24 protein-coding genes and 1 tRNA gene are annotated in these 24,709 nt (G+C 41.8%); 15 read left to right on the forward strand and 10 right to left on the reverse strand.

The genetic code is table 11. The features are described 5' to 3' along the window. Positions 1-14 precede the first annotated feature (14 nt). The 3 genes from J7384_RS09220 to J7384_RS09230 are packed head-to-tail and all read left to right on the forward strand — an operon-like array spanning position 15 to position 3,462. On the forward strand, positions 15-344 hold the full coding sequence (locus J7384_RS09220) for a hypothetical protein (protein ID WP_209113300.1): 330 nt from the start codon (positions 15-17) through the stop codon (positions 342-344). After that, positions 344-640 carry a DUF1315 family protein gene (locus J7384_RS09225; protein ID WP_209113302.1) on the forward strand — a complete coding sequence of 99 codons (297 nt, stop codon included), beginning with the start codon at positions 344-346 and terminating at the stop codon, positions 638-640. The genes J7384_RS09220 and J7384_RS09225 overlap by 1 nt, the downstream gene beginning before the upstream one ends. Next, positions 637-3,462 (forward strand): DUF349 domain-containing protein, encoded by a 2,826-nt coding sequence (locus tag J7384_RS09230; RefSeq protein ID WP_209113304.1) that lies wholly within the window; start codon positions 637-639, stop codon positions 3,460-3,462. The genes J7384_RS09225 and J7384_RS09230 overlap by 4 nt, the downstream gene beginning before the upstream one ends. Positions 3,463-3,554: 92 nt before the next feature. On the opposite strand, the gene ansA is transcribed toward J7384_RS09230, so the two are convergent. Both ansA and sppA read right to left on the reverse strand, forming a co-directional pair. Next, positions 3,555-4,568, reverse strand: coding sequence for an asparaginase (gene ansA / locus J7384_RS09235; protein WP_209113305.1), 1,014 nt, complete (start codon positions 4,566-4,568; stop codon positions 3,555-3,557). Between the two features lie 164 nt (positions 4,569-4,732). Then, complete coding sequence (sppA, locus tag J7384_RS09240) at positions 4,733-6,583, reverse strand: signal peptide peptidase SppA (RefSeq protein WP_209113307.1); 1,851 nt, start codon at positions 6,581-6,583, stop codon at positions 4,733-4,735. 231 nt (positions 6,584-6,814) lie between these two features. Between sppA and J7384_RS09245 the strand changes: the two genes are divergently transcribed. The 3 genes from J7384_RS09245 (at position 6,815) to J7384_RS09255 (ending at position 8,742) form a co-directional block, all read left to right on the forward strand. Then, on the forward strand, positions 6,815-7,501 hold the full coding sequence (locus J7384_RS09245) for a DoxX family protein (RefSeq protein WP_247741719.1): 687 nt from the start codon (positions 6,815-6,817) through the stop codon (positions 7,499-7,501). Between the two features lie 119 nt (positions 7,502-7,620). Continuing rightward, positions 7,621-8,178, forward strand: a complete 558-nt coding sequence (locus J7384_RS09250; RefSeq protein WP_209113309.1) for an NAD(P)H nitroreductase — start codon at positions 7,621-7,623, stop codon at positions 8,176-8,178. 111 nt (positions 8,179-8,289) lie between these two features. Beyond that, positions 8,290-8,742, forward strand: coding sequence for a hypothetical protein (locus J7384_RS09255; RefSeq protein ID WP_209113311.1), 453 nt, complete (start codon positions 8,290-8,292; stop codon positions 8,740-8,742). A gap of 139 nt (positions 8,743-8,881) precedes the next feature. Here J7384_RS09255 and J7384_RS09260 read toward each other — a convergent pair whose 3' ends face one another. Both J7384_RS09260 and asnS read right to left on the reverse strand, forming a co-directional pair. Then, positions 8,882-10,618, reverse strand: a complete 1,737-nt coding sequence (locus tag J7384_RS09260) for an alkaline phosphatase D family protein (protein WP_209113312.1) — start codon at positions 10,616-10,618, stop codon at positions 8,882-8,884. A gap of 329 nt (positions 10,619-10,947) precedes the next feature. After that, positions 10,948-12,348 (reverse strand): asparagine--tRNA ligase, encoded by a 1,401-nt coding sequence (asnS, locus tag J7384_RS09265; protein WP_209113314.1) that lies wholly within the window; start codon positions 12,346-12,348, stop codon positions 10,948-10,950. 193 nt (positions 12,349-12,541) lie between these two features. Here asnS and J7384_RS09270 point away from each other — a divergent pair, with 193 nt between their 5' ends. Further along, positions 12,542-12,898: a hypothetical protein gene (locus tag J7384_RS09270; RefSeq protein ID WP_209113316.1), complete on the forward strand. Its 357-nt coding sequence runs from the start codon at positions 12,542-12,544 to the stop codon at positions 12,896-12,898. Positions 12,899-12,918: 20 nt separating this feature from the next. Here J7384_RS09270 and bioA read toward each other — a convergent pair whose 3' ends face one another. Next, positions 12,919-14,208 carry an adenosylmethionine--8-amino-7-oxononanoate transaminase gene (bioA, locus tag J7384_RS09275; protein ID WP_209113318.1) on the reverse strand — a complete coding sequence of 430 codons (1,290 nt, stop codon included), beginning with the start codon at positions 14,206-14,208 and terminating at the stop codon, positions 12,919-12,921. Between the two features lie 215 nt (positions 14,209-14,423). On the opposite strand from bioA, the gene bioB reads away from it, so the two are divergent. The 5 genes from bioB (at position 14,424) to J7384_RS09300 (ending at position 19,131) form a co-directional block, all read left to right on the forward strand. Continuing rightward, positions 14,424-15,512 carry a biotin synthase BioB gene (gene bioB / locus J7384_RS09280; protein WP_209113320.1) on the forward strand — a complete coding sequence of 363 codons (1,089 nt, stop codon included), beginning with the start codon at positions 14,424-14,426 and terminating at the stop codon, positions 15,510-15,512. 2 nt (positions 15,513-15,514) lie between these two features. Then, the gene (locus J7384_RS09285) at positions 15,515-16,666 is read left to right on the forward strand and encodes an 8-amino-7-oxononanoate synthase (protein ID WP_209113322.1); all 1,152 of its coding nucleotides are present in this window, start codon (positions 15,515-15,517) and stop codon (positions 16,664-16,666) included. Further along, positions 16,656-17,471, forward strand: a complete 816-nt coding sequence (gene bioC / locus J7384_RS09290; protein ID WP_209113324.1) for a malonyl-ACP O-methyltransferase BioC — start codon at positions 16,656-16,658, stop codon at positions 17,469-17,471. The genes J7384_RS09285 and bioC overlap by 11 nt, the downstream gene beginning before the upstream one ends. 46 nt (positions 17,472-17,517) lie before the next feature. Continuing rightward, a complete protein-coding gene (gene bioD / locus J7384_RS09295) occupies positions 17,518-18,186 on the forward strand; it encodes a dethiobiotin synthase (protein ID WP_209113326.1) in 669 nt (222 codons plus the stop codon). A gap of 84 nt (positions 18,187-18,270) precedes the next feature. Beyond that, positions 18,271-19,131 (forward strand): redoxin domain-containing protein, encoded by an 861-nt coding sequence (locus J7384_RS09300; RefSeq protein WP_209113328.1) that lies wholly within the window; start codon positions 18,271-18,273, stop codon positions 19,129-19,131. An 86-nt stretch (positions 19,132-19,217) separates the two neighbouring features. Here the strand turns inward: J7384_RS09300 and pepE are convergent, their stop codons facing one another. Together pepE and J7384_RS09310 are read right to left on the reverse strand one after the other, a co-directional pair. Beyond that, positions 19,218-19,916, reverse strand: a complete 699-nt coding sequence (gene pepE, locus J7384_RS09305; protein ID WP_209113330.1) for a dipeptidase PepE — start codon at positions 19,914-19,916, stop codon at positions 19,218-19,220. 119 nt (positions 19,917-20,035) lie between these two features. After that, a complete protein-coding gene (locus J7384_RS09310; RefSeq protein WP_209113332.1) occupies positions 20,036-20,437 on the reverse strand; it encodes a type II toxin-antitoxin system HicB family antitoxin in 402 nt (133 codons plus the stop codon). Between the two features lie 273 nt (positions 20,438-20,710). Between J7384_RS09310 and J7384_RS09315 the strand changes: the two genes are divergently transcribed. The 3 genes from J7384_RS09315 (at position 20,711) to J7384_RS19560 (ending at position 22,420) form a co-directional block, all read left to right on the forward strand. Beyond that, complete coding sequence (locus J7384_RS09315) at positions 20,711-21,103, forward strand: hypothetical protein (RefSeq protein WP_247741720.1); 393 nt, start codon at positions 20,711-20,713, stop codon at positions 21,101-21,103. Positions 21,104-21,195: 92 nt separating this feature from the next. Beyond that, on the forward strand, positions 21,196-21,738 hold the full coding sequence (locus J7384_RS09320) for a GNAT family protein (RefSeq protein WP_209113334.1): 543 nt from the start codon (positions 21,196-21,198) through the stop codon (positions 21,736-21,738). Between the two features lie 76 nt (positions 21,739-21,814). Next, positions 21,815-22,420 carry a DUF1294 domain-containing protein gene (locus tag J7384_RS19560; protein WP_209113336.1) on the forward strand — a complete coding sequence of 202 codons (606 nt, stop codon included), beginning with the start codon at positions 21,815-21,817 and terminating at the stop codon, positions 22,418-22,420. Between the two features lie 27 nt (positions 22,421-22,447). On the opposite strand, the gene J7384_RS09330 is transcribed toward J7384_RS19560, so the two are convergent. The 3 genes from J7384_RS09330 to J7384_RS09340 form a co-directional block, all read right to left on the reverse strand. Next, positions 22,448-22,524 (reverse strand) — tRNA-Pro (locus J7384_RS09330). Positions 22,525-22,629: 105 nt separating this feature from the next. After that, positions 22,630-24,324: a DUF3413 domain-containing protein gene (locus tag J7384_RS09335; protein ID WP_209113338.1), complete on the reverse strand. Its 1,695-nt coding sequence runs from the start codon at positions 24,322-24,324 to the stop codon at positions 22,630-22,632. 115 nt (positions 24,325-24,439) lie between these two features. Continuing rightward, entirely contained in the window at positions 24,440-24,649 is a 210-nt protein-coding gene (locus tag J7384_RS09340; RefSeq protein WP_209113340.1) for a DUF1414 domain-containing protein, read from the reverse strand. Positions 24,650-24,709 lie beyond the last annotated feature (60 nt).

The following is a 24,709-nucleotide window of genomic DNA, read 5'->3' on the forward strand; positions in this document are numbered from 1 at the left end:
TATAGAGAAACTTGATGGCACTGATTAATTGCCCAAATTGTAAAAAGAAAATATCTGATAAAGCCAAGTCTTGTAGTCATTGTCAGCTTGACATTGGCAATATGGACGAAGAAAAGTTGCACACCATGAGGCAAGTCAGCCTAATTAAGGCGTCTGAACGTTTGATGACTCATTCAATGATCGCCATGCTGCTATTTTGTGGTGGTGTTTTTTGGTTGTGGCAAGATGGTACACAAAACTCTTGGCAATATTACGCCGCTGCTGGTACCACCGTAGCAGGCTTTATCTTGTATATAGTGACCCGTTTTCGCATCGTTTTATTAAAGAAAAGTCGTAAATCATAATGGATATACTCGCCCTTGTAGAAAATATGTCTGAGCAGATGTATTTGAGATTAAAATGCGCCGCTGAAACTGGCAAATGGCCAGAAGGCACTCCTGTAGAGCAAGCTCAACGAGATTCGGCACTACAAATAACTATGGCCTATCAAGCCAAGCACATGAACAACAGTGAAAATATGACGATAGGCGCAGATGGTGAAATTATCACGAAAACAAAGCGTGAATTAAAGTCGCAGTTTGCTACTCCAGCAGATAAACCTGCCGACGATAAGGATATAGCTAGGTTTTCAAATATATGATTTTTGATAAATTTACCACGTTATTTAGAAGCAAATGGCATCACAAAGATGCCAATATCAGAATTCAAGCCATAGAAGAAGCGGACCCTAGCAATAGTGAAGATCGCAAAATGTTGTCGTTATTACTTGCCGAAGACGTAAGTGATAACGTAAGAAAGTCAGCGTTACTCAAGTTTGATGACTTAGAGCTTTATCTCGCTCAGATGGCGACTAATAGCAGTAAAACGGTTAAGAGCTTTGCAGAAAAGCAAATTCAAGTGATATTGCAAAGTCAGCATCAACAGACGCTATCAAGCGCACAAAAAAAACAACTGCTTGACGCTAAATTATCAAAGGCGATTGTAGAATCTTGGCTTGAGAGCGAACAAGATGCTGACACTGTTATTGCGCTTTATCAGTATCTAGCCAAGCCACAATTGTTGACGTCAGTTTTCGCTGCTAAACAAAACAGCAAAATACAAGCTTTTTTAGTGAGCCAAACCGATGATATTAATCGCTTGGAAAAGCTGGCTAAAAAGTCCGAACAAGCCGACATCATCGAGCAAATTAACGACAAAATCACTGGGCTTAAACGAGCAAAGGAAAAGCCTGAGCAATTGCGAAAGCAAATTCAATTATTGTTGGCAAAATTACTTGCACTAAAAGAAGCACGTGATTATCCAGTGATGTTTACCAAACGCGAAGCACTAAATAGAGAGTGGCAGCTTGTTGAACCTGATTTAGGGTATTTGCCCCAGACCGAAAAAGATCAGTTCGTTGAAAAATATCACCACATAGACCAACAGTTGAGTAAACTTTTTGCTGCTAAGCGCGAGGCTTATGAGCAAGCCCAAATTGCTGAACAGGCGGAGCAACAAAAGCAGCTGTTCATTGAAAACTGCAGTCAAGCACTCGCGCAGCTTAATGAAACGATAGCTAACGCAGTATTAAACAGTGAAGAACTAGATGCAGATAAGTATTTAAATCAATTAGATAGTCTAGCCACTCAACTTGGTCAGTCGATATTATCTGATACTGAACAGCAATCATTGCTTAGACAAATCGACAAGGTGCGAGCCAAGCTTGCACAGCTGCCATTGATCATAGAATCGGCACAGCGAGCAACAAGTTTGATCTCTCGTTTGGCGCAATTGGCTTTGCCAACGAACTTAACAGAATTAAATCATTTACTACCGCAATTTCAGCAATGGCAACAAGAGTGGCGCGATGTTGTTAGTAAAGCCGATGGTATTATCCCGCAGTCTTTACTTAGTGCTCAAGATGAAATTAATCAGCAATGGCAGCAACAACTAGTACCATTGCGGTCTGAGCAAAAACAATTGTTCAACCAAGTTCAACGAAAGTGTGCTGATATTAAACGTCTGATTAATCAGGGTAAATTTAATAGTATTTTTGGCATCTTCAAGGGCGTTGAGCAAGGCTTTGTTGAGTTATCTGGTCAACAACAGCAACGCCTGCAAAAAGATTATGACTTTATTGCCAATCAGGTTGCTGAACTCGCTGATTGGGAACACTATGTCGCAACCCCTAAAAAGCAAGAACTACTGGCAAGTATTAATCAAATTGTCGAAAAACCGCTTGAAGACATACAAGCACAGGCATCCAAAGTGAAGGCATATCGTAGCCAATGGATGACGTTAGGCCATGCTGACGACGAACTTGAAAAAGAGCTTAATCAAGCGTTTAACCAAGCCTGCGAGCTTGCTTTTGCGCCGTGTCGGGAGTATTACGCAGAGCGTGAAGCCGAGCGAATAGAAAACCAAAAAGCGCGACAACAGATTATTGAGCAAGCGAAACAACTTGTGTTGCAATTAGACACTGATCAAGACTTTAAAGTACTAGAAGGTGCCGTGAATAAGCTCAATCAGCAATGGCGCAGTGCAGGTGAGGTCGATCGCCAAGAATACAAAACATTGCAGGCTGAGTTTAATCAAGTACTGGCGCCAGTAAAGCAAAACATTGCTAATTACCATCAGGCTAATCAAGCGCTTAAAGAGTCGCTAATTGGTAAAGCACAAGCGCTGGCTAATAATGATGACGTTTTTGCTGCGATCAAACAAGTTAAACAACTGCAACAGGATTGGAAAGCGATTGGTTATGCCGGCCAGCGTTTTGAAAATAAGCTTTGGCAGCAATTTAGACAAGCCAACGACATCATTTTTGCCAAGCGTACTGAGCACCAAGCAAGTGTGAAACAAGCGCAACAAGCACAGCGCAGTGAATTTGAACAAAGCGTTGAACAATTAGCAGCGCGCAACGTCGCCGATACAAGCATTCCTGAATTGGAAAAATTACTGACAGAAGCTAAAGGTTTGCATCAGCAGGTACTTGTGCACAAGCCAGTGATTAAATCACTAGCGAATAAGCTTGAAAACTATATTAAAACGATTGAACAGAATGTTGTTAGTGCCAAACATCAGCGACAACAGCAAGTTTGGCAACAATTGTTTGAAACCTTAGAGCATCTTGCTCAACACAGTGGTGAAGAAAACTTTAAGTTAGCAGATTTACCAGCGTTTAATAGTTTGCCGTCTAGCTGGCAAAAACGCCTCGTGCAACACCAGAGTATACCCGCGGCTACGAGTAATAACGACAGTCGAGAAAAACAGACCTTAGTGTTGGAGATTCTCGCCGGACAAGCGTCGCCAGACGAGTACAAACAACAGCGAATGGAAATTCAAGTTGAACTAATGCAAACTCAAATGCAATCGGCAAATTCGCCAGATATTGAACAGGCTTTGCGAGATTGGTTAGCGATTGGTGTGCTAAAAGAGCAAGACTTGCCGTTGTTGAGTCGTGTTAAAACCATCTTTATTAAATAAAGTGGTGAAGCGCTGTTTGAACAAGCTTAGATACTAAGTTAGTACCTAAGCTTTTTTCTTGTTCAACTAGTTAACTCAAGCTCAAGCGAAGTTTAAGCACTAAGTTCACCGCGTAAACTCGTGCTTAATAGCTGCTTTATTTGCGCGTTGTCGTAATCTTGGCTAAATAGGTAGTGCAGTTTAGTTAGGGCTGCTTCTAAGGTTATGTCGTGACCGCTAATGACACCAACTTGGCTTAGCGCATTACCGGTTGCGTAACCTTGCATATTAACTTTGCCTTTAATGCACTGACTGCAATTGACGATAATGATACCGCGTTCATTTGCTTGCGCTAAACACGCTAGTAATGCTGGATCTTGCGGCGCATTACCAACACCATAACTTCGCAGAATCAGTGCTTTTACTGGCTGTTGAATCACGTTTTCGATCAATTGGCTGCTAATACCTGGATATAAATGAACAACGCCAATCGGTTGTTGAATGATTTTGCTCACTTTTACCATACTGTGTTCGACATTGTTCGGTTGCAATTGTCCCGCTAACACTTTGATATTAATACCAGCTTCAAGCAAAGGCTGTAAGTTTGGTGAGTCAAACGCGTCAAAGCCATCTGCATACGCTTTAATCGAACGGTTGCCGCGAAATAGTTTATTGTTGAAAAACAAACCAACTTCGTTAATCGGATAGTTTGCGGCAATATATAACGCATTAAGCAAATTTACTTGGCCGTCTGAGCGCAATTGACTGAAGGGAATTTGAGACCCGGTCACAATAATGGGCTTGCTCAATCGGTCAAACATAAACGACAAAGCAGAGCTGGTATAAGCCATGGTATCTGTGCCGTGCAATACGATAAAACCATCATAACTATCGTAGTGTTTAGTAATATCGTCAGCAATGCGCTGCCAATCTGCGGGTGTCATGTTTGACGAGTCAATCAGCGGTTGATACTCGTGAATGGTAAAATCCGGCATTTCCTGACGGTGAAAGTCAGGCATGTTATTAATCGCTTCAGTTAAGTGACCTTTTACCGGAATATAACCATTGGCACTCGCTTTCATACCGATTGTGCCGCCAGTGTAGGCTATGTATATTTTTTTCTTCATCGCAAAGCGTTATTCAAACGTGTAATCGCGCAAGTATACGCAAGATGGCAGTGATTTAAAATCACGCTTTGTTCAATAAGTTATTGCGGGTATGTCGCGGTATTTTTACAAAGGAGAGAAGGGAGAGTAGGTGCAGCGTTCACTGCACCTATGTAGTTTTTGGATTAAAGCTCACAAGCCAAACAAAATGAGTAAACACCTTGAGGATCGTTGAAGCTATTGAGTTTGTTAATTTCAGCACGCATAGTTTTGATGACTTGATCAACTGGGCCTGTCGTAACAGGGCCTCCGCTGTTGAGTGCTGGCGCCAAATAAGTGGTTGCTTGACCAAATAAGTTGCGCAAGAACTTATCACGAGCAGAAAGTTCTTTTTCAACGAGCAGGGTATCGTATTGCTCTAATCCAGCTAATTCTGCTGCGGCAGTTACTGCACTGTCAAAGTCACCCAACTCGTCGACCAAACCTAACTCAAGCGCTTTAGCACCTGACCAAACACGGCCTTGAGCAACGGCATCGACATCTTCTAAGCTCATATTGCGACTTTGTGCAACTAAACTAATGAAGTCTTGATAACCGCGGTCGATATTCATTTGAATTAAACGACCAACACCTTCATTCAGCGGTCTAGCAAGGCTAAAACCAGATAAGTCCGTTGTGCCAACGCCATCACTGTATACGCCCAGTTTGCCAAGTGAATCTTCAAAGGTCATAAACAAGCCAAAAATACCAATAGAGCCAGTAATAGTAGAGGGACTAGCGATGATTTTGTTGGCTGACGCTGAAATCCAGTAGCCGCCAGACGCTGCTAATGAGCCCATAGAAGCAACCACAGGTTTGCCCGCTTGTTTGAGCAATTCAACTTCTTGACGAATGATTTCAGACGCATAGGCACTGCCACCTGGGCTGTCAACGCGAAGCACCACAGCTTTTACGTCTGGGTTAAAGCGCGCTTTGCGCAGTAACTTGGCTGTGCTATCACCACCAATGTTGCCCGGTTTTTGCGTACCGTTGAGAATAGTACCCTTGGCGACTACCACTGCAACTTTGTCGGTTAGCGGGTTAACTTGTTCAATCGGTGGCGTGATCGCTTGTAGATAATCTTTGTAGCTAATCTGGTTAAAGCTGTTGCCGCGTTTGTTTTTTCCAACCATGGCAATAAGCTCGTCGCGGATTTGCTCGCGAGTTTTAAGCTCGTCTACCCAGTTGTTGTTGAGCGCATATTCTGCGACATTGCCGTCAGATTCACTTAATTTGGCGAGAAGTGCCTCGATGTTCTCATCAAACTGGCCAACATCGATACCGCGTTGCTTGGCAACATCTTGCTTATATTGTTGCCATAAGTCATCAAGCCATAGTTTATTCGCTTCTTTGGCGGCGTCTGACATATCATCGCGAAGATAAGGTTCAACTGCCGACTTATAGGTACCAACGCGGAAAATATGTTGGTTAATCGATAACTTTTCTAATGCACTTTTAAAGTAAAGTTGATAACGGCCATAGCCTTCAAGTAAAAACCAGCCTTTCGGGTTGAGCCAAATTTTGTCTGCAGTGCTGGCAAGATAATATTGGTCTTGGCTGTAGGTGTCAGCGACCGCGATAACTTTTTTACCACTGCTTTTGAATTGCTCAAGTGCTTTAGCAACGTCTTTGAGTTTAGTTAAACCACCGCGCCCTAATGCATCTAGCTTTAATACGATCATCTCAATGCGATCATCGCGCTCAGCTTTATTAATAACCTTGACTAAGTTGGCAAGCAAAATTTCTGGATTAGATTGCTGCTGATCACTCATTTCGTTAATAAAGCCATCAACCGGGTCAATCTCAAATTTTTGCTCGACGATGTCGCCTCTGAGGTTTAATACCAATGCAGATTTTTGCGGAACAACCACTTTGCCGTCATCTTGGTTCAATGCCACGATAAAAATAATCAAAACGGTGAAAAAGACCAGATTGACGATAACCTTACGGCTGGTGTTAATAACACGCCAGAGTATGCTGGCAAAGCGTTTTAACATATATACATCCTTAACATGAGAATTTACTTGATAGTAGACAGTGACTTAAGGCGCTGCCTTTCATATCTGCGAGCGATTTTGTATTTATATACAATTATGCAATGTTTTCTTTTACTGGTTAACTATTTTAACGACAAAATTGATAATTAGATCTCGTTTTTTGAAAGATTTTATTTCATAGTATGTTCTATTACTCCAGCTCCATGTGAACGCAACAATTAAGTGAACTTTATGAAATTATTACAATATTACCAATGCTTTAAGTCGATGTTACCTAAGTTTGATGGCATTCCGTCATTTTTAATTCGCTTGTACCTCGCGCCTGTTTTTATTATGGCGGGTTACAGCAAGTTACAATTGGGTAATCCAGACGTCACTGGCTTGGCGAGCCTTGCTGCCGACCCTAATATCGTTGCTTGGTTTGGCAATGCTGATTGGGGCTTGGGGTTACCGGCACCAACATTAATGGCTAACTTAGCTGCTTGGACAGAATTTGCTGGTGGTTGGTTGTTATTAATTGGTTTATTGACCCGTTTAGTTTCTATTCCATTGATGTTCACTATGATTGTTGCGGTAACAACTGTTCACGCAGATAACGGTTGGTTCGCGATTACCCCAACTAACCCTGATACTAGCCCTGCGAAAGTATTTTCTTGGTTAGGTTCAAGTGCAGCCGATGAAAGCTTGGCTAATAGTAGCGCTACTGGCACAAAATTAGAACGCATGCGCGGCATTTTAGATGAAAACGGTAATACCGAGTGGTTGTATGAGAATGGCGGCATTGTTGTCTTAAACAACGGTATTGAATTTGGTGCTACCTACTTTATTATGCTACTGGCGTTATTCTTCATCGGCGCGGGTCGTTATACTAGTATTGATCACTACGCTTATCGTTTTATCGAAAAAAAGCAAGCGTAGTCAATTGAGCTAGATAACTCGCTGGTAACATTACAAAAACCATATAAATATTGTGGTTTGAGAATAAGGCAAATAAGCGGTAGACTGGCGCTTATTTGCCTTTTTTAGTTGTGCTATTTATGCCAAATACCTACCCCACTCAAATACTTACCGAAAGACAGTCAAACCCATTTTTACAAGCGCCAGCGCCCGATGAAGATGCTCTAGAGGTGATTCTCAAAGCGGCAACTAGGGTCCCCGATCACGCCTGTCTAAGTCCCTACCGCTTTACTATTTGCCAAGGGCAAGGCCTTGATAAATTAACTGACGTTTTCGTTGAAGCAACCAAGAAAAGTGGCGCTGATGAAGCCAAAGTAACCAAAGCGCAAAAAATGGCTTATCGCGCTCCGATGATCATTGTCATCAGCTCAAATGTTCAAGAACATCCAAAAGTACCAAGAGTTGAGCAAATTATTACCGCTGGCTGCGCGGCACATGCAATGCAAATGGCGGCATTTGCCCAAGGTTACGGCGCGATGTGGCGAACTGGCGATTTAGCCCACAATGCTGATGTTAAACAAGCATTAGGGGTTGCAGAAAAAGATGAAATTATTGGCTTTCTTTATCTCGGCTCCGTCGCCAAAGAGCTGCCGATAAGACCAAACCGCGAATCGGCAGGTTTTGTTAATTATTTATAGAAAATTAACAAATAGCTCCGCCGAAACTAGTGAAAGTAGGTAATAAAAAGCCTGATCAATGTTAAGTTACTTATAAATATTATTCTGTTGTATTGTTCTGAAAATATAGAAATGAACTATCAATTAAAAGAAATAACAAGAACAAATTATTATACTGATGATTGTGAAGAACTTTTTAGTCACGATCGATACTCTCATCGATTTGCTAAACTAAAGTTTCCTGATTGCCAATATAAATTTAATTGGCAAAGTGATTTAATTGAACCTAAATTACTTGAGCTTAATCATGACACGCTATTTTTAGGCATAGACCTTTATGCAGCGGTAGTTAATACAAAAGTGTTTGAAATTCATTTGCTCGAGAAACAACATAGTTTTTTTTTAGAAGCTTTCGTGTTGAATGAAAATCTTATATTTATTTCACAGTTGTCATGCACTATATATTCGATTGAACATATGGTAATTGAGAAGAAATATGATTTCTCTGATATGTATTTAGACCATGAAACAGTCGATGGGGGCGTGCAAATAACCATGCAAGATGGCAACGTTTTAATTATCTAAAGAGATAAATTCACGTTTTTCAAGCTTTCAGAGTTATCATGTAGTTGTCAAACGTCAAATCATACGAACAACAAACAATTGAAAATAAAAACGCCAGCAAATAGCTGGCGTTTTTTATGTTTCAGAGAAAGGTGATTATTTAACTGGCAATCACGTTTTCACCTGCACGCACGGTTAGGGTATTACCGCGTTCAGCCACTTCTTGGTATTCGCTGCTAGCAACAGTACTTAAATGTACCCACTCAGATGTTGCTTGTTCCGGGGTAAATGTTACTACCATATAGCCGCGATCAGCGATATTCATGTACTGCAAGTCATCAACCAAAACCTGTAGCGCTTGCTCTGCTTGTGGGACAAAGTCTGCAGGAATACTTAAAAAGCTTTCAAGGCCGGGTGAACTAACACCAGCGGTTGCGAACTCAACACCAACATTGTTGCCGTTGATGTCTTTTAAGTTATTAGCCCATGCATTGTGAGTATCACCAGCTAAGACAACCAAGTTGTGATTTAAAATTCTCGAAGAGCCCATAACAATTTCGCGCTCAACCGCGTAGCCGTCCCATGCATCTAAATTATATGGTACACCAACTGCTACCCGCGCACGCTCAGCGTCAGTGACGGTTGGGTCGCCGGCGTTAATTCGGCCTTTGATTTGAGCAAGTTCAGCAAAGCTGCCTAAAATAGCCGGAGAAGGGTTAGATAAACCGCTTAATAATTCAGCAGGAATATTCATTCTGCCCATGAGTATTTGCTGTCCTAACACTTGCCAAGTTGCTGATGAACCGTTGAGGCTAGACTGTAACCAGCTCAATTGCTCTGAGCCTAACAAGGTTCGGTTGCGATCAGTGACTGCCGCAGTAAAACCGGGCGCGTCAAATTGTCCTGTGGTTGCGTCAATAAAGTCAGCGTAATCGAGTTGCTCGTCACGGGCGATAAGGCGGGTGTCAAGCATGTGTAGGTTAACTAAGTTACCGAAACTAAAGCTGCGATAAATGCGCTCGTTGTCACTTACCGTTAACGGACGGATAGGAAGCCATTCAAAGTATGCTTGCAGGGCTGCTGCTTTGCGGGTATCAAAATCACCTTCGCCTTCGTTGTGGTTTTCGGCGCCTTCGCGCCAAGCGTCGTTGGCAACTTCGTGATCATCCCATACAACAATAAAAGGTACGTTTTGGTGTAAGTTTTGTAAATCTTCATCACCGCGATATAACGCGTAACGACGACGATAATCAGTTAACGTTAAACACTCAGTATTGTTATCTGCAGGCAGTGTTCTGCCAATGGCCTCAGCATTTTCTGTTCCGAACTCACCGTTGCCGTATTCGTAAATGTAGTCACCTAAGTGTACAACGGCGTCAAGATCTTGAATTTTTGCCGCGCTGTTGTAGGCATTGAAGTGACCAGCAGGGAAGTTTGAACAAGAAAAGACTGCCAATTTAACTTGATTGACAATACCTACGGGTAACGTTTTGGTAGTACCAACCGGTGAGGTTGTACCGTTTGATACAAAGCGGTAGTAATAGGTTGTGTCAAAAGAGAGCTGTTGTAAGTCAATTTTAACGGTAAAATCTGAACTAGTCTGTGCAACCGTAGAACCTGTGTGCACCATATTGCTGAAGTTAGCGTCAGTTGCAACTTCCCAATTTACGGTCACGACGCGCGCGTCATTTTGTGGTGTAACGCGCGTCCAAATGATAACTGAATCACTAAGTGGATCGCCGGATGCAACCCCGTGATCAAATGACACAGGAACACTGGTGCCTTCAGGACCAGTAAAATTACCATCGTTACAACCCATCAAACCGGTTGAAATAACTACGCTGCCAAAGCCAGCCATTGACGCTTTAATAAAGGCGCGTCTTGTAAACTTGCTCATCTAATTTCCCCTTACATTAAGATAAGTCGCTAATTTCGCTGTTGTACTATTATTGCGATATTTATTGTTCGCAAATCAATCAGGTCGGATTAGCTGCGAACTAGTTTAGCTAAAATACTTCAAACTAGTACAAATGTACAATAGGTTATTAACAATATATGACAATAAGGTTAACAATAGGCGAATATTCGATGAATTTATTCTTGCGTAGATACTATAGTGATGTAAAACACCATGGTGTTGCTCGAGGAATGTTGGGGGAAAGTACAGTCAGATGCAAAAAAGGCTACCTGAGGTAGCCTTTTTTAAGTAAAAATCAACGCTGTTGATTAAAACGCACAGTTGTTTGGTGTTCTTGGGAAAGGAATCACATCGCGAACGTTCTGCATGCCAGTTGCGTAGGCAACCAAACGCTCAAAGCCCAAGCCAAAACCCGAGTGCGGCACAGTGCCGTAACGGCGTAAGTCGCGGTACCAGCCGTAGTCTGCTGGTTCAAGACCCATTTCAGTAATACGTTGGTCAAGCACATCCAAGCGTTCTTCACGCTGGCTACCACCAATAATTTCACCGATGCCTGGCGCTAATACGTCCATGGCGGCAACGGTTTTACCGTCGTCGTTTAAGCGCATGTAAAACGCTTTAATGTCTTTCGGATAGTTTTGAAGAACTACTGGGCCGCCAACGTGCTCTTCAGCAAGGTAGCGCTCGTGCTCAGAGTTTAAGTCGATGCCCCAAGACACAGGGTTTTCAAAAGTCTTACCACAGTTTTGTAAGATTTCAATCGCGTCGGTGTAGTCCATGCGAACAAAATCAGAGTTGATAATGGCATTTAAGCGATCGATAACCGTTTTGTCGACGCGTTGTTGGAAAAATGCCATGTCGTCGGCGCGCTCTTCAAGCAATGCTTTTAACACGTATTTAAGCATTTCTTCGGCTAAATCAGCAGCGTCGCTCAAGTTTGCAAAAGCGATTTCAGGTTCTACCATCCAAAACTCTGCCAAGTGACGACTAGTGTTTGAATTCTCGGCGCGGAATGTTGGGCCAAAGGTGTAAACCTTTGATAGTGCACAACAGTATGTTTCAACGTTAAGTTGACCAGAAACCGTCAAAAACGACTCTTTACCGAAGAAGTCTTCGCTGTAGTCAATTTGGCCTTGTTCAGTACGCGGCAAGTTTTCCATGTCTAGCGTACTAACGCGGAACATTTCACCGGCGCCTTCTGTATCACTGGCTGTGATCAACGGTGTTGCAATCCAGTTGTAGCCTTTTTCATATAAAAAGCGGTGTACTGCTTGTGCTAAACAGTTGCGTACGCGGGTGACAGCGCCGCCAATATTAGTGCGCGCGCGCAAGTGAGCGTGTTCACGCAAAAATTCAATGCTGTGGCGCTTGGCGGCCATTGGGTAAGTATCAGGGTCTTCAACTAAACCAAGTACTTCAACCTCAGTTGCTTGAATTTCAAAAGCTTGGCCTTGGCCCGGTGATTCAACCAATTCACCGGTGACTTTTACCGACGCACCTGTGGTTAGTTTTAATACTTCTTCTTGGTAATTATTAAGGTCGTTTGGCACAATCGCTTGAATTGGATCAAAACATGAACCATCGTGAATGGCTAAAAACGAAATACCGGCTTTAGAGTCGCGGCGTGTGCGAATCCAACCATGTACAGTGATTGGTTCACTGACAGGGTATTTACCCGCTAAGACATCAGCAATAGCAATAACTGACATTTATCGACCTCTTATCATTAAAATTTGGAAAAATTGAAAGTTTGCTATGTTACCGTGACTATTGCTTTTCACAAGCAAAACTTCTAAATTTTTAATGAGAACAGGCATTATTTGAAGGTTTTTTGTTATCGGCTGGTCAAATTATCCAGTTAACAAGAAAATTATACCCAAACAAGCGCTAGAAGAGAGTAGTATGGCTAACGAACGTCGAAAAGCACCTGATATTTGGATTTACGTTTCTAGGTTTTTGGCTATTTTTGGTTGGTGTTTGTTTATTGTCGCGATGGTGATATCGCATTACGCAGCACCGGAAGAAAATTATGGCTTATTGCGCTATCACAATATTGAAGTGCGAGACACTTGGCTAATGCCGCTAACAAATCAGCTCTATGTCGTTTTGTGGCTTAGTGCTCTCTCAAGTTACTTTTGTATCGTCTTAGATAAATTCCGCGCCCGCAGAAAAAGTGATAATAAACATTTTACTGCTGTTTTATTGCTTATTATCACTATTGCCTGGGTTACCTACATTCTAATTAACGTCAACCGCTAGACCTGCGGTTGGCATTAATCTCACTCAGACAAGAAGCAATCATCTTCGTTCAATACTGTTGCAATGGCTTTGATTAGCTTGCTCAGCTCAGCCTGGTCGATAACGTAAGGCGGCATTAGGTAAATAAGTTTGCCAAACGGCCTAATCCACACGCCCAGCTCGACGAAACGTTGCTGAATTCTCGCCATATTAACTGCTTGTTTCGCTTCGACAACACCAATAGCACCTAAACATCTAGTATCAGCAACTCTTGGATGATCAGCAAGTGGCATTAGTTCAGTGTTAAACTGCTGCTCTATCGACGACACTTGTTGTTGCCAGTCTGATTGTTGAAGTAAGTCAAGGCTAGCATTGGCAACCGCACATGCGAGAGGGTTACCCATAAACGTTGGTCCGTGCATAAAACAGCCAGCTTCGCCTTGGCTAATGGTCTTGGCAACGTCTTCAGAGCAGAGCGTGGCGGCTAAACTCATGTATCCGCCCGTTATTGCTTTGCCCAAGCACAAAATATCTGGCTCAACATCAGCCCATTGACACGCAAATAGTCTACCTGTGCGACCAAATCCAGTGGCGATTTCATCAGCAATTAATAACACTTGATGCTGTTTACAAAGTCGCGCGCAATGGCTGAGGAATTCTGGGTGATACATTCGCATACCACCAGCCCCTTGAACAATCGGCTCGATAATAAATGCGGCGATTTGGTCGCTGTAATCAACAAAGTATTGCTCTAGTGCATCTAGGTGGCTATCGGACCATGTTTCACCAAATGCTGGGCTTGGCGCAGGTGCAAAATGGTTTTTCATCAACACTTGTTCAAATAACTGGTGCATACCATTGACCGGATCGCATACCGACATTGCAGCAAAAGTATCACCGTGATAGCCGTTGCGTACCGTCAAAAGTTTGCTTTTGTTTGCTCGACCTTTTGCATGCCAATATTGAATCGACATTTTTATCGCTACTTCAACTGCAACCGAACCACTGTCGGCAAGAAATACTTGGCTCAGTGAACTTGGTGTCAGCTCAATTAATTTTTGGCATAAGTTAATCGCTGGCTGATGAGTTAAACCGCCAAACATAACATGGGCGAACTTGTCGGTTTGTTCAGTTAGCGCTTGATTAAGTGCAGGGTGGTTGTAACCGTGAATAACCGCCCACCACGATGACATACCGTCGATAACCTGCTCACCACTGGCAAGCGACAGTGTGCAGCCCTTAGCCTTGATGACTTCATAAGACGGCAGAGGGTTTGTCATCGAGGTATATGGATGCCAAATGTGATTCTTGTCGAAATCGCTGTTATTCATTAAATTATTTGTTTGATTATTGTTCAATGGTAAACCTTGCAGGATTTTTATCGTTGACAACTTATTTTTGCTGGCTAGACTACCGAGACAATAAAGAGAAAGCAATTGTTAGTTTGTGGCAATGTGGTATCAAAGCGGTGGAAAGGGATAACTCAAAATAACTAAAACAGCCGTCATCATTTACAAACTAACTTATCAAATCAAATGAGAACAGTATGTCAGCTAATACAACCACTAATCCTTTGGCCAACGAATTTATCGATGGAGAAGTACGTCACAATTGGACAGCGAATCAAGTCAATGCGCTATTTAATTTGCCATTTAACGATTTAATGTTTAAGGCGCAGACTGTACATCGTCAACACTTTAATGCCAATGAAGTCCAAGTGAGTACCTTATTATCAATAAAAACAGGTGCTTGCCCAGAAGACTGTAAGTACTGTTCGCAAAGTGCACGATACAAAACCGACATCGAAAAAGAGCGTTTGATGGAAGTTGAAAAAGTACTAGAAGCTGCTGGCAAAGCTAAAGCACAAGGTTCTACCCGTTTTTGTATGGGGGCTGCTTGGCGCAATCCCAAAGAACGCGATATGCCTTACGTCCTTGAAATGGTAAAAGGTGTCAAAGCAATGGGGCTTGAGACCTGTATGACGCTTGGTATGTTGTCTGAAGATCAAGCAAAGCAGCTAGGTGATGCCGGTTTAGATTACTACAATCACAACTTAGATACTTCTCCAGAGCACTATAACCAAATTATCACGACTCGTACTTATCAAGACCGTTTAGATACGTTAGATAACGTTCGATCGGCAGGAATGAAGGTTTGTAGTGGTGGCATATTAGGTTTAGGTGAAGAGAAAAAAGATCGCACTTCGTTATTGGTGCAATTAGCCAACTTATCGCCGCAACCTGAAAGTGTACCAATGAATATGTTGGTTAAAATAGACGGTACACCACTGGCAGAGGTTGAAGATATCGACGATTTCGATTTTATTCGCTGCATTGCGGTTGCCCGTATTATGATGCCAAAAAGCCATGTCCGTTTGTCTGCCGGCCGTGAAGCAATGAACGAGCAAATGCAAGCGATGTGTTTCTTGGCTGGTGCAAATTCGATTTTCTTCGGTTGTAAGCTACTAACTGCTGGTAATCCTGAAACCAACAAAGACGTAATGTTGTTTAACAAGCTTGGTATCAACACTGAAACTATCGATGCCACCGACGATGAAAAAGCGGATCAACGCAGCTTGCAAACAAAAATAGTCGATCAACAAAACAGTGATTTATTCTATAACGCTGCCAACTAACAATGGCAGCTTTTGACTTTATTAAGGATAAATTGGCCGCTCAAAAAGCAGGTACCTTATACCGGCAGCGAAATTGTATCGAGGCCATTGACGGTAGCCAAATAAAGGTCGACGGCAAGTGGTACCTCAACTTTTCCGGTAATGACTATCTTGGCCTAAGCCAAACTTCGGCGCTTAAACAAGCAATGCAAGAAGGCGTCGACCGCTTTGGCGCTTGCTCGACGGGTTCTAGTTTGCTAACTGGATATCATTACGCTCATCAAGCGTTGGAAAATACATTGTGTCAGTGGTTGAATAAACCTCACTGTATTTTGTTTGCCAGTGGTTTTGGCGCTAATCATGGCGTGCTTCAAGCGCTTGGTCAAAAAGATAGTTATTTGTGGCTTGATAAACTATCACACGCGTCGTTAATTGATGGTGCGCTCGACAGTCAGGCACAGGTTAAACGCTTTTTGCATAACAACGGCGAACAGCTTCAAAAGTTTCTTAGTAAGAATCCGAGTGCTGATCAATTAGTGGTTAGTGAAGGGGTTTTTAGTATGGATGGCGACAGTGCTAATTTGTCTGAGCTTGCAGTGATATGCCAACAGCACCAAGCTTGGCTATACTTAGACGATGCCCATAGCATTGGTGTGATAGGCGAGCAAGGTCAAGGTAGTAGCAGCCAAATTAAGCCAGATATTGTTATGGCGACATTTGGTAAAGCAATTGCCACCAGCGGCGCATTTGTCGCGTGTGATAAAGGCGTATTTGATTATCTCACTAACTTCTCCCGGCATTACATTTATTCAACGGCAATTTCTCCAGCACTCGCCTGGGCAACTAAGGCGTCGATTGAGATGATTCAACGGGAGCAATGGCGACGTGATAAAATTGTCGAGTTGAGTGCGTTATTTAAAAAACAGTTGTCTGATGAGGTGACAATATTGCCAACTGAGTCTTCTATTCACGCGTTAATTATCGGTGATGAAGAAAAAACAATGGCGATTGCAGAGCAACTAAAAAATCGAGGTATTTGGCTCAGCGCAATTAGGCCACCAACTGTTCCAAAAGGAACTTCCAGGTTACGCGTTACGGTTTGTGCGCACCATAGTGCTAATGATATCAATATCTTAGCGAAAAACATTAATGAGGTTTTGATTAATGCCAGATAGCGTTAAACGAGTGAAAATTGCTCGTTCATTTGGTAGTGCAAGTAACTCCTACGATATTTCAGCAAGGTTACAACGCTATAGCGGCAAGCATTTAATGCCGTGGCTACCTAAACTGAAAAGTCAACAAGACGACTTTAGAGTTATCGATTTAGGATCTGGTACAGGTTTCTTTTCTGATATTTTGGCAAGCCAGTATCCAACCGTTATTGGCGTAGATTTATCTAAGCAAATGTTGAATTTTGCTGCAGAAAATCGCAGCAATAAACTCAATTGGCTGGCAGCAGATGCTTACAAGCTACCATTTCAAGACAACAGTATTGATTTAATTTACTCAAATTTAATGATTCAGTGGTGCGATCCGCTTGAGCCTGTTTTAGCTGAGGTGATGCGCATATTAAAGCCCGGTGGCTACTTTATCTTTGCGACCTTGACTGACGGAACACTGTTTGAGTTAAAAACGGCTTGGCAAGCGGTAGACAATGATCAACACGTCATTGACTTTAAGCGTGAACAAACGTTAACTAATTTATGCAATTTTGACGGTAAAGATTTCTCCAGCTTATTGATTGAACATCAAACTCAGGATATTGTCTTAGAGTACGATAGTGTTTTACACCTCGCAAAAGAGTTGAAGGGACTTGGTGCAAACCAAGTTCCCAATAAACGCGGTAAGGGATTAGCTGGCAAAGACAAATGGCAAAAAATGACCTCTAGTTATCAAAAGTTTGTCGAGTCTGATGGCGTTTATCCCGCAACTTACTGCGTTTATTCTGGTGTCGTTGTTAAAAATGCTAGGCCTCTTTAATGATTAACGTTAAAGCAAAACAAGTTGTAAAAATAAAGGCTATTTTATGACATCTCTATTTATTACTGCCACTGATACTGATGCTGGCAAAACATACGTCGCCAGACTGCTGACGCAGGCATTGGTTAACGCAGGAAAAAAAGTGGCTGTATACAAACCAATATCAGCCGGTTGTGAGCAAGTAGCAGGGCAGCTCGTTAATGAAGATGCCTTGTTTTTACAAAAAGCCGCCAATAGTGGCCAAAGCTTAGATGACATTAACCCAATTGCGTTTTGTGAACCTATTGCACCGCATATTGCTGCCCAAACCCTTGAACAACCGATTGATTTTGAGGAAATTCAACAGGGTTTTGAGCGGATTAAGGCACTGCATAGCGATGTTGTCATTACCGAAGGCGCTGGTGGCTGGCGATTACCACTTGGTGGTGGTCACTTTATGTCAGAGTTTGTTAAAGACAATCAACTGAACGTTATTCTTGTCGTTAACATGAAACTCGGTTGCTTAAATCACGCGGTGCTGACTAAAGAAGCGATAGAGCGCGATGGTTTGAACTGTATCGCTTGGGTTGCCAATTGTCAGCAAAATATGCCATACCTTGCTGAAAATATTCAAGAGTTACAATCACTGCTCGACGTGCCAATGTTGGCGCAGTTACAACACGAAGCAACACCCGAAAAAAATATAGATAGGCTTAACCTAGATTGTTTGGTATAAGTATAAACTGTATTTTGAATGAATGTTCAAAATACAGTTTTTTACTACCTTGCATTTGTACCTAATACGGTCAAGCTATTATCTATGGAAAAATTAAAATCGTTGTTTGTCTCAAGTTTTTGCACTTACGCATTAATTGGTTTGGGACTGAGTCTTTATTACAGTGTTATCAGTCAAGACCTGATATTTTATTTGGTCACCTCTAGTTACCTTGGTACCGCCGGTTTTTTTGTCTGGCTATTTGTTATCGGCAGTGCAAGAACTAGCCCAATGGCATTGCCATGGACCATCATTGCATTTGTTGGCGGAATTTGCGCAATAGTTGGCGCTGTTGCTACTGATCACCCTTCGTTGTTCAATATTTCAATTGCTATAGCAAGTAATTTGCTCGCTTGGTTGTACTATATTTTTTGGTACTCGTCGTTTAGTCATTTAGCGCCGCCTAAAATCAGTGTTGGCGACAAGTTACCTGACATTCAACTCGCAAATACCAAGGGTGAGTTATTAACTAATGAGTCGTTATTTAAGCGGCCAAGCGTGTTATTGTTTTATCGCGGAAATTGGTGCCCATTGTGTATGGTGCAAATCAAAGAAATAGTTGCTCAGTACCAAACCCTTGAACAAATGGGGGTTGATGTTTTTATGATTAGCCCGCAGCCATCAGCGCAAACTAAAAAGCTTGCCGATAAATTTGATGTCGCGTTTGAGTTTTTGGTTGATAAAGATTTAATGGCAGCAACAACTTTAGGCTTGTTGTCTAAAAATGGCACGCCAACTGGTTTAGAAGTGCTTGGCTACGACAGTGACACTGTTAGACCAAGTATACTGATTTTAGATCAAGAACAACGTGTCATTTACGCTGATATTACCAATAACTATCGCGTTCGACCAGAACCAGAAGAATTTATTCAAGTGTTGACCGAACACGCTGGTCAACAGGGCTGATTAAAAGATTCACACACGCTAGTAAAACCCCAACTTATTGGGGTTTTACTTTTTCGGGTTTTATGGCTTATCGCGCTAGCAACAAGCTACAACAAATCGCTTAAATCCGTACCGTCTGCTATTTGTTTTTTATCTCCCGCCTTGAACAAAAAGCCCGCTTGGCCGCCAATTAATTTCAGCTCATTGCCTTGGCGTTTTAATGCTGTGCCCTCAACAATACCCACAATAGTAGTTGTCGGGTTAATCACCATAAACTCTTGCAACCGTTGTTCGCGAGTTTCACCGTTATGGCCTGGTGGTGTGTAATCGGTGTAATGAGGATTGATTTGGAAATCTACTAGGCCTAATGCGTTAAAAGATGGTGGTTCGATAATTGGCATATCGTTAGTCGTTCTAATCGATGCACCCGCGACATTTGAACCTGCACTCCAACCAATGTATGGCATACCCAGTTCAACACGCTCTTTGATCGTGTCGATCAAATCGTGCTGATAAAGTTGATGTAACAAGTGGAAGGTGTTACCGCCGCCAACCGCAATTGCTTTCGCATTTTCAATTGCCTGTTTGGCATTTTCAAATTGATGAATGCCTTTAACGTTAATGTTTAATTCAGCCAATGCAGTTGAAACCATGTTTGTGTAGTGGTCATAGCTAATGCTAACACCAGCAAATGGAATAAATAACAGCTCATCAATGCCGGCTAAGTGCTCAGAAATCATGGGTAGGGCATGTGTTAGGTAATTAGTGTCGCCTACGCGTGAACTGCTCAGTAATAATAAATTCATATTCTAATCTTTCTTGTTTTTATGCGCCGGTAAGTCCAGCACTATTTATTTCGGCATTATAACCCAATTCAGAGGGTTGTTTATTGTTTTACATAGGCAATGAAGAGCGATGCATTGGCTTATTTAGTCAATTCATTGATACAGGCTTGTGCAATAAACCCAGATCTTGTTTTATATTCTGGTGATTTACTGACCCGATCATCAATTTGTTTAATCAATAGCTCCGGCAGTGTGACATTAATCTTGTGACTCTTGCCCAAGTAAGGCGTTATATCTAAATCGACGATGGTCCAGATAACATTGCCTGTTATCTGCTGCTGATAAAACTCTATCGACTTTCCATGAGGAATTGTCTCTCCGTATTCCGCAAGTATCGACAAGTGACTTGCAATGGTTTCTTTAATAGCAAAAAACGCTTGGTCAACAGTGTCTGCTGTCAACTGGCAACCAGGGAGGTCAGGGACCTTAACTTGGTAATGATTTTGTTCAATTTCCCTTTTTAAATAAACCGGATATTTCATCCTATTTCACCTTTTTAGTGGTTAAATCCAACAACTCTGATAACCCTATTTTAACCTGGTTATAATAACCCTGGCAACCCTGTGGTTGTTGGTTTTAATAACCCTGACAACTCTGTGCGGTATGGTGATCACAACCCCGGCAACTCTGTTTTTTGTCATGTGTAAATACTCACTCTGGTTATGAACCAATTAAATTAGTGGCTAGTAAAAAACTTCAAATAAATTATTCTTATAGTTGCGGTGAGATCTAAGAAGATAAGGAGGGAGAAACAATTGAAGAAATTTATTGTTGATATGAGCTACTTGATTTGTGGCCTAACACTAGCGATAAGCACTGTTAGTTATGGCGAACAAACTGCGCTGAGAAATGGTCAATTTAGTGCAGTTGAACCCGCTAAGGTTTGGCACCAAGCATCAAAAATGTCGCTTTCACCAGAACATTTTTGGTTAGCGTATGCAGAGCAAAATGGTGGTTTAGTTTGGGGGCAGCGTTCAGATTATCCTGATTACGATAAAGTAAAAGAGCACGATTTAATGATTATTGTATTACCCAGCGGTAAGTGCTTAATGGAGTTTTATCACGAGCGTTGGCGACGAGCGAACGATGTTTGGCGTTGGGATGAAAAATTTAATGACTATGGTAGCTGTCCTGATGTCTTTAAATAATAAAATTGAATTTTTAGGCCACTAAAAGGATTTGTTTAAAAATGTCTGGTCATGCAAAATGACAGTTCAATTACCCGACTTCATCGACAATAATGACAACAATCCAAACCAAACGTTTGCTGTTGGATGATATTACTCAGCAAGATCACCAACAGCTTTTTACTTTGTTCAGTAATGCCAAGGTAATGGAATATTACGATATGGCAGCGCTTAGCGAACCACACGAAGGGGCTGAAATAGTTGAGCTTTTTCATCAAATAGAAGCGAACAAACAAGGTAAAAGATGGGCGATTCGGCTACCGCATCAAGGGGCTCTAATTGGCACCTGCGGTTTCAACAGTTGGGATCCAAGTAATTTTTCAACTGTGATTGGCTACGAGCTATTGCCTGAGTATTGGGGCAAAGGTTATGCAAGTGAAGTTGTTGCATGCTTAGTTGATATGGCTTTTAGCGAACAGTTGCCTTTGCCCATTAATCGCATTGAGGCCTTTGTTGTCGACGGCAATCACGGTTCTAATAATGTATTAACGAAGTGTGGTTTTGTCCACGAAGGCTGTTTGCGGGATAAAGGTTATTGGAATGATCAATTTGCCGATATGAATGTGTTTAGTCTGCTCAAGAGAGATTTGAGTTAACTTCCAAAGTCAAAACAAAGAGATAAAAGCTAGCCTTGGTTATTAGAGAAAACAACAACAGGAATTGAACGAGCCTATGCGCCAGAAAGGAAGATTAAAAACATGGAACAGTGATAAAGCCTTTGGTTTCATTTCCCCAAATGGCAACGCTAGTAAAGATGTTTTTGTTCACAAATCGGCACTGCAAAACAAAAACCAAACACCAAAAGTTGGTGACATCATAACGTTTAATCTCTCTAGCGATGATCGCGGTAGGCAATGTGCAGCAAACGCAACATTTTCAGGCGAAAAGCTAAAACTTAAACAGCCAAACAATAGGAATAACCTTTCCATTTATCTAGCTGCAATGTTTATTGTATTTCTAGTATATGACTATGTCACAAAACAAGTTACTAACAGCCTATTAGTTTACTATCTCCTGATAAATCTGGTTACTTTCCTTATCTATTGGCTTGATAAGGCAAAGGCTCAAAGAGGCTCTTGGCGGATAAGCGAGTCAAGCTTACACATGTTCAGTTTAATAGGAGGTTGGGCTGGTGCGGCGTTTGCTCAACAGGTGTTAAGCCATAAATCTAAGAAGCGCGCTTTTCGCGTATCTTACTGGTTCACAGTTGTCGTTCATACAAGTGCATTTATTTGGTTGTTAGCTAACAAACCTGAACTACTGCATCAGATGTTCTAAATATGTTTTACGGCAAGAAGTAAGAAGTGGTCGGGATAGCAGGACTTGAACCTGCGACCTCACGTCCCCCAGACGCACGCGCTACCAGACTGCGCTATATCCCGATTGCTGGTTATGATAATAAAAAAATGGTTAATTGCAATCTTATTTCGCAACTAACCATTTGTTTGGACAATAATTATTCAAAGCTGGTGGCTGATAACAATAAACTATTTTGCTTGGGCTTGTTGTTGACGATTAGCAAAAGTCTTAATGAAATTCATGCCGTCTATAAGCAAAGGGAAGTCTTTACTGGTTTCAATCGGTGCCGACAATTGTCTTGAATAACTTTGAAAGTTGCCAAGCTGGTCGACAAACACCGACTTATCTTTGTTAAATACCACAATGCCTTGTTCATTAGTATTGGCAACTACGCGGTTAACAGGTAGCGACAGCATGTTATTGCCGCTGCTGTAATCATGGGTATTGAGCTGACAATCAAGCCACGATTGCATCAAGGTTGGCATCACATCCATTTGACTGGTGAGTGTCCCTTCGGGGTTAATGTTGTGTTCAGGTAATACAATTAACGCAGACTTAGCTGACAGTCTGGTATCGGTATCTTGATTGCCAAGTGCGCTTAACCAAATAATATCTTGGTTACTGGCTGAACTAGCTTTTGCTTTTTGTTGTTGAGCTAATAGCAGGGCATCCATAAATAGCTCTAGTTGGTAATCGCTGCTGTCATCAAAGTAGAACACGTGCAATCCCGGTGCATAACTATTGAGTTTATCGGCAAATACTAAGCTAGAGATATTGCTCAATTGTGTCTTTTTGGCAAATAAATTTTCAACCCATTCTGGCACCATAGACTTTTCTGCGTCTGAAATTACCGTTAAAGCAGTTGTTAGCTGAGCTTTCGACAATTGTTGAAACAGCACAGGTGCTTGGCTTTGGCTCAAAATGTTGTCTTGGTACAGGCTTGGTAGGCTGTAAAATAAGTTAAACCAAGCCAATTCACTATTGGCGTCGTCGATGTGACGCGTTAATACTCGATGATTCGGATGTGCCCGTTGGCTAATTTGATTTAGCTGCCGCTCAGCTAGCTGTGACTTACTCAAGACCATAAACACTGCTCGTTCGGTATTTTCCGCCGAACATTGGTCACCAACAGCTGGGTAACTTGGCATTTTGTCGGTAAAGCTTAGCGGACTATTACGGCGCTCAATATATGCTTCGCGATCAAATAAGCCGTATTTAGTTAACAAGGTTTTCGCAGTGGCTGGATATGAAAGCGGTAATACCGTGTCTTGGCGTAACACGTCGTAATCTAACTTAGCATCGGCCCATATATGGGTTAGATGACTGAAAAAGAAGGCAGCAACTAAACTGACAACTACATAACGGGCATAAACTGACTTTTGTAATTCATGGAGGTGTTTCCACGCGTAGTTACTAACAACTAGCTGGAAGTTTAAGATAAGAATCGATAAAACGAGGGTAACAAACCAAAAAGTTCGACTATTTTGCTCTATTTGACTATTGATCAAGTCAATAATTTGGTCACTTGAAGATGCGTTTAAGTGATAACCCAGCTTGCTGTATATGTAAGCGTCTAACACTAATAACAACAGGCCAATGGTAAAAACTACTGAGGCGCTACCTCGGATAAATCGCGTGTAAGGAAATAATATGGTGATCGGGAATACAATTAGCATAAAGCTAATAAAGGTCAGAAACGCCATGTGGCTGAGCCAGTTAGTGACGAGGTAAACTTGTCCTAACAAGGTTTCTGGGGCGGGCTCACTAAACAGATAAATAGTTGAAAAGCCAATGGCAGCGATAATATTGAAAAAGGTAAACCAGTGACTCCAGCTAATCAGCTTTAATAGGCGAGTACTATAGGTTTTAGAGAAAAAAGCCATATCTGTAATTAATTCGATAACGATTAAATGAAAAATGTCGACTTAATACCGCAATTTAGTGCGGTAAATAAGTCGTTAATCCAGCTTAAGCTGATGCCACAGAAAAAGAAAGCAATTACTTGATTGATTGTTTTAGCGCGTCAGCGAAATTCTCAACCACTTTTTCTCGTTGTTTAGTAGGCATTTGGCTAATCACGTCTGTAACTGTGTTGCCAAGGCACATAAGTGCTAAATCTGGACTTGCTGACTCTTTGACGAGTACATCCATTAACTGTTCAATAATTTTTTCTACACGTTCATTGGAATACTTAGATACAATAGGCATTATTTTTTAACTAACTTGATGTAAAATTCGCGCTAGTCTAGCAAAACTACGTAAAATATT

Source organism: Endozoicomonas sp. G2_1, from assembly GCF_017744155.1.
Taxonomy (GTDB): domain Bacteria; phylum Pseudomonadota; class Gammaproteobacteria; order Enterobacterales; family Alteromonadaceae; genus JAGHQT01.

Coding starts and splice junctions, on each gene's coding strand:
- J7384_RS09220 (WP_209113300.1), top strand. CDS start 15: ATGGCACTGATTAATTGCCCAAATTGTAAAAAGAAAATATCTGATAAA.
- J7384_RS09225 (WP_209113302.1), top strand. CDS start 344: ATGGATATACTCGCCCTTGTAGAAAATATGTCTGAGCAGATGTATTTG.
- J7384_RS09230 (WP_209113304.1), top strand. CDS start 637: ATGATTTTTGATAAATTTACCACGTTATTTAGAAGCAAATGGCATCAC.
- ansA (WP_209113305.1), bottom strand. CDS start 4,568: ATGAAGAAAAAAATATACATAGCCTACACTGGCGGCACAATCGGTATG.
- sppA (WP_209113307.1), bottom strand. CDS start 6,583: ATGTTAAAACGCTTTGCCAGCATACTCTGGCGTGTTATTAACACCAGC.
- J7384_RS09245 (WP_247741719.1), top strand. CDS start 6,815: ATGAAATTATTACAATATTACCAATGCTTTAAGTCGATGTTACCTAAG.
- J7384_RS09250 (WP_209113309.1), top strand. CDS start 7,621: ATGCCAAATACCTACCCCACTCAAATACTTACCGAAAGACAGTCAAAC.
- J7384_RS09255 (WP_209113311.1), top strand. CDS start 8,290: ATGAACTATCAATTAAAAGAAATAACAAGAACAAATTATTATACTGAT.
- J7384_RS09260 (WP_209113312.1), bottom strand. CDS start 10,618: ATGAGCAAGTTTACAAGACGCGCCTTTATTAAAGCGTCAATGGCTGGC.
- asnS (WP_209113314.1), bottom strand. CDS start 12,348: ATGTCAGTTATTGCTATTGCTGATGTCTTAGCGGGTAAATACCCTGTC.
- J7384_RS09270 (WP_209113316.1), top strand. CDS start 12,542: ATGGCTAACGAACGTCGAAAAGCACCTGATATTTGGATTTACGTTTCT.
- bioA (WP_209113318.1), bottom strand. CDS start 14,208: ATGAATAACAGCGATTTCGACAAGAATCACATTTGGCATCCATATACC.
- bioB (WP_209113320.1), top strand. CDS start 14,424: ATGTCAGCTAATACAACCACTAATCCTTTGGCCAACGAATTTATCGAT.
- J7384_RS09285 (WP_209113322.1), top strand. CDS start 15,515: ATGGCAGCTTTTGACTTTATTAAGGATAAATTGGCCGCTCAAAAAGCA.
- bioC (WP_209113324.1), top strand. CDS start 16,656: ATGCCAGATAGCGTTAAACGAGTGAAAATTGCTCGTTCATTTGGTAGT.
- bioD (WP_209113326.1), top strand. CDS start 17,518: ATGACATCTCTATTTATTACTGCCACTGATACTGATGCTGGCAAAACA.
- J7384_RS09300 (WP_209113328.1), top strand. CDS start 18,271: ATGGAAAAATTAAAATCGTTGTTTGTCTCAAGTTTTTGCACTTACGCA.
- pepE (WP_209113330.1), bottom strand. CDS start 19,916: ATGAATTTATTATTACTGAGCAGTTCACGCGTAGGCGACACTAATTAC.
- J7384_RS09310 (WP_209113332.1), bottom strand. CDS start 20,437: ATGAAATATCCGGTTTATTTAAAAAGGGAAATTGAACAAAATCATTAC.
- J7384_RS09320 (WP_209113334.1), top strand. CDS start 21,196: ATGACAACAATCCAAACCAAACGTTTGCTGTTGGATGATATTACTCAG.
- J7384_RS19560 (WP_209113336.1), top strand. CDS start 21,815: ATGCGCCAGAAAGGAAGATTAAAAACATGGAACAGTGATAAAGCCTTT.
- J7384_RS09335 (WP_209113338.1), bottom strand. CDS start 24,324: ATGGCTTTTTTCTCTAAAACCTATAGTACTCGCCTATTAAAGCTGATT.
- J7384_RS09340 (WP_209113340.1), bottom strand. CDS start 24,649: ATGCCTATTGTATCTAAGTATTCCAATGAACGTGTAGAAAAAATTATT.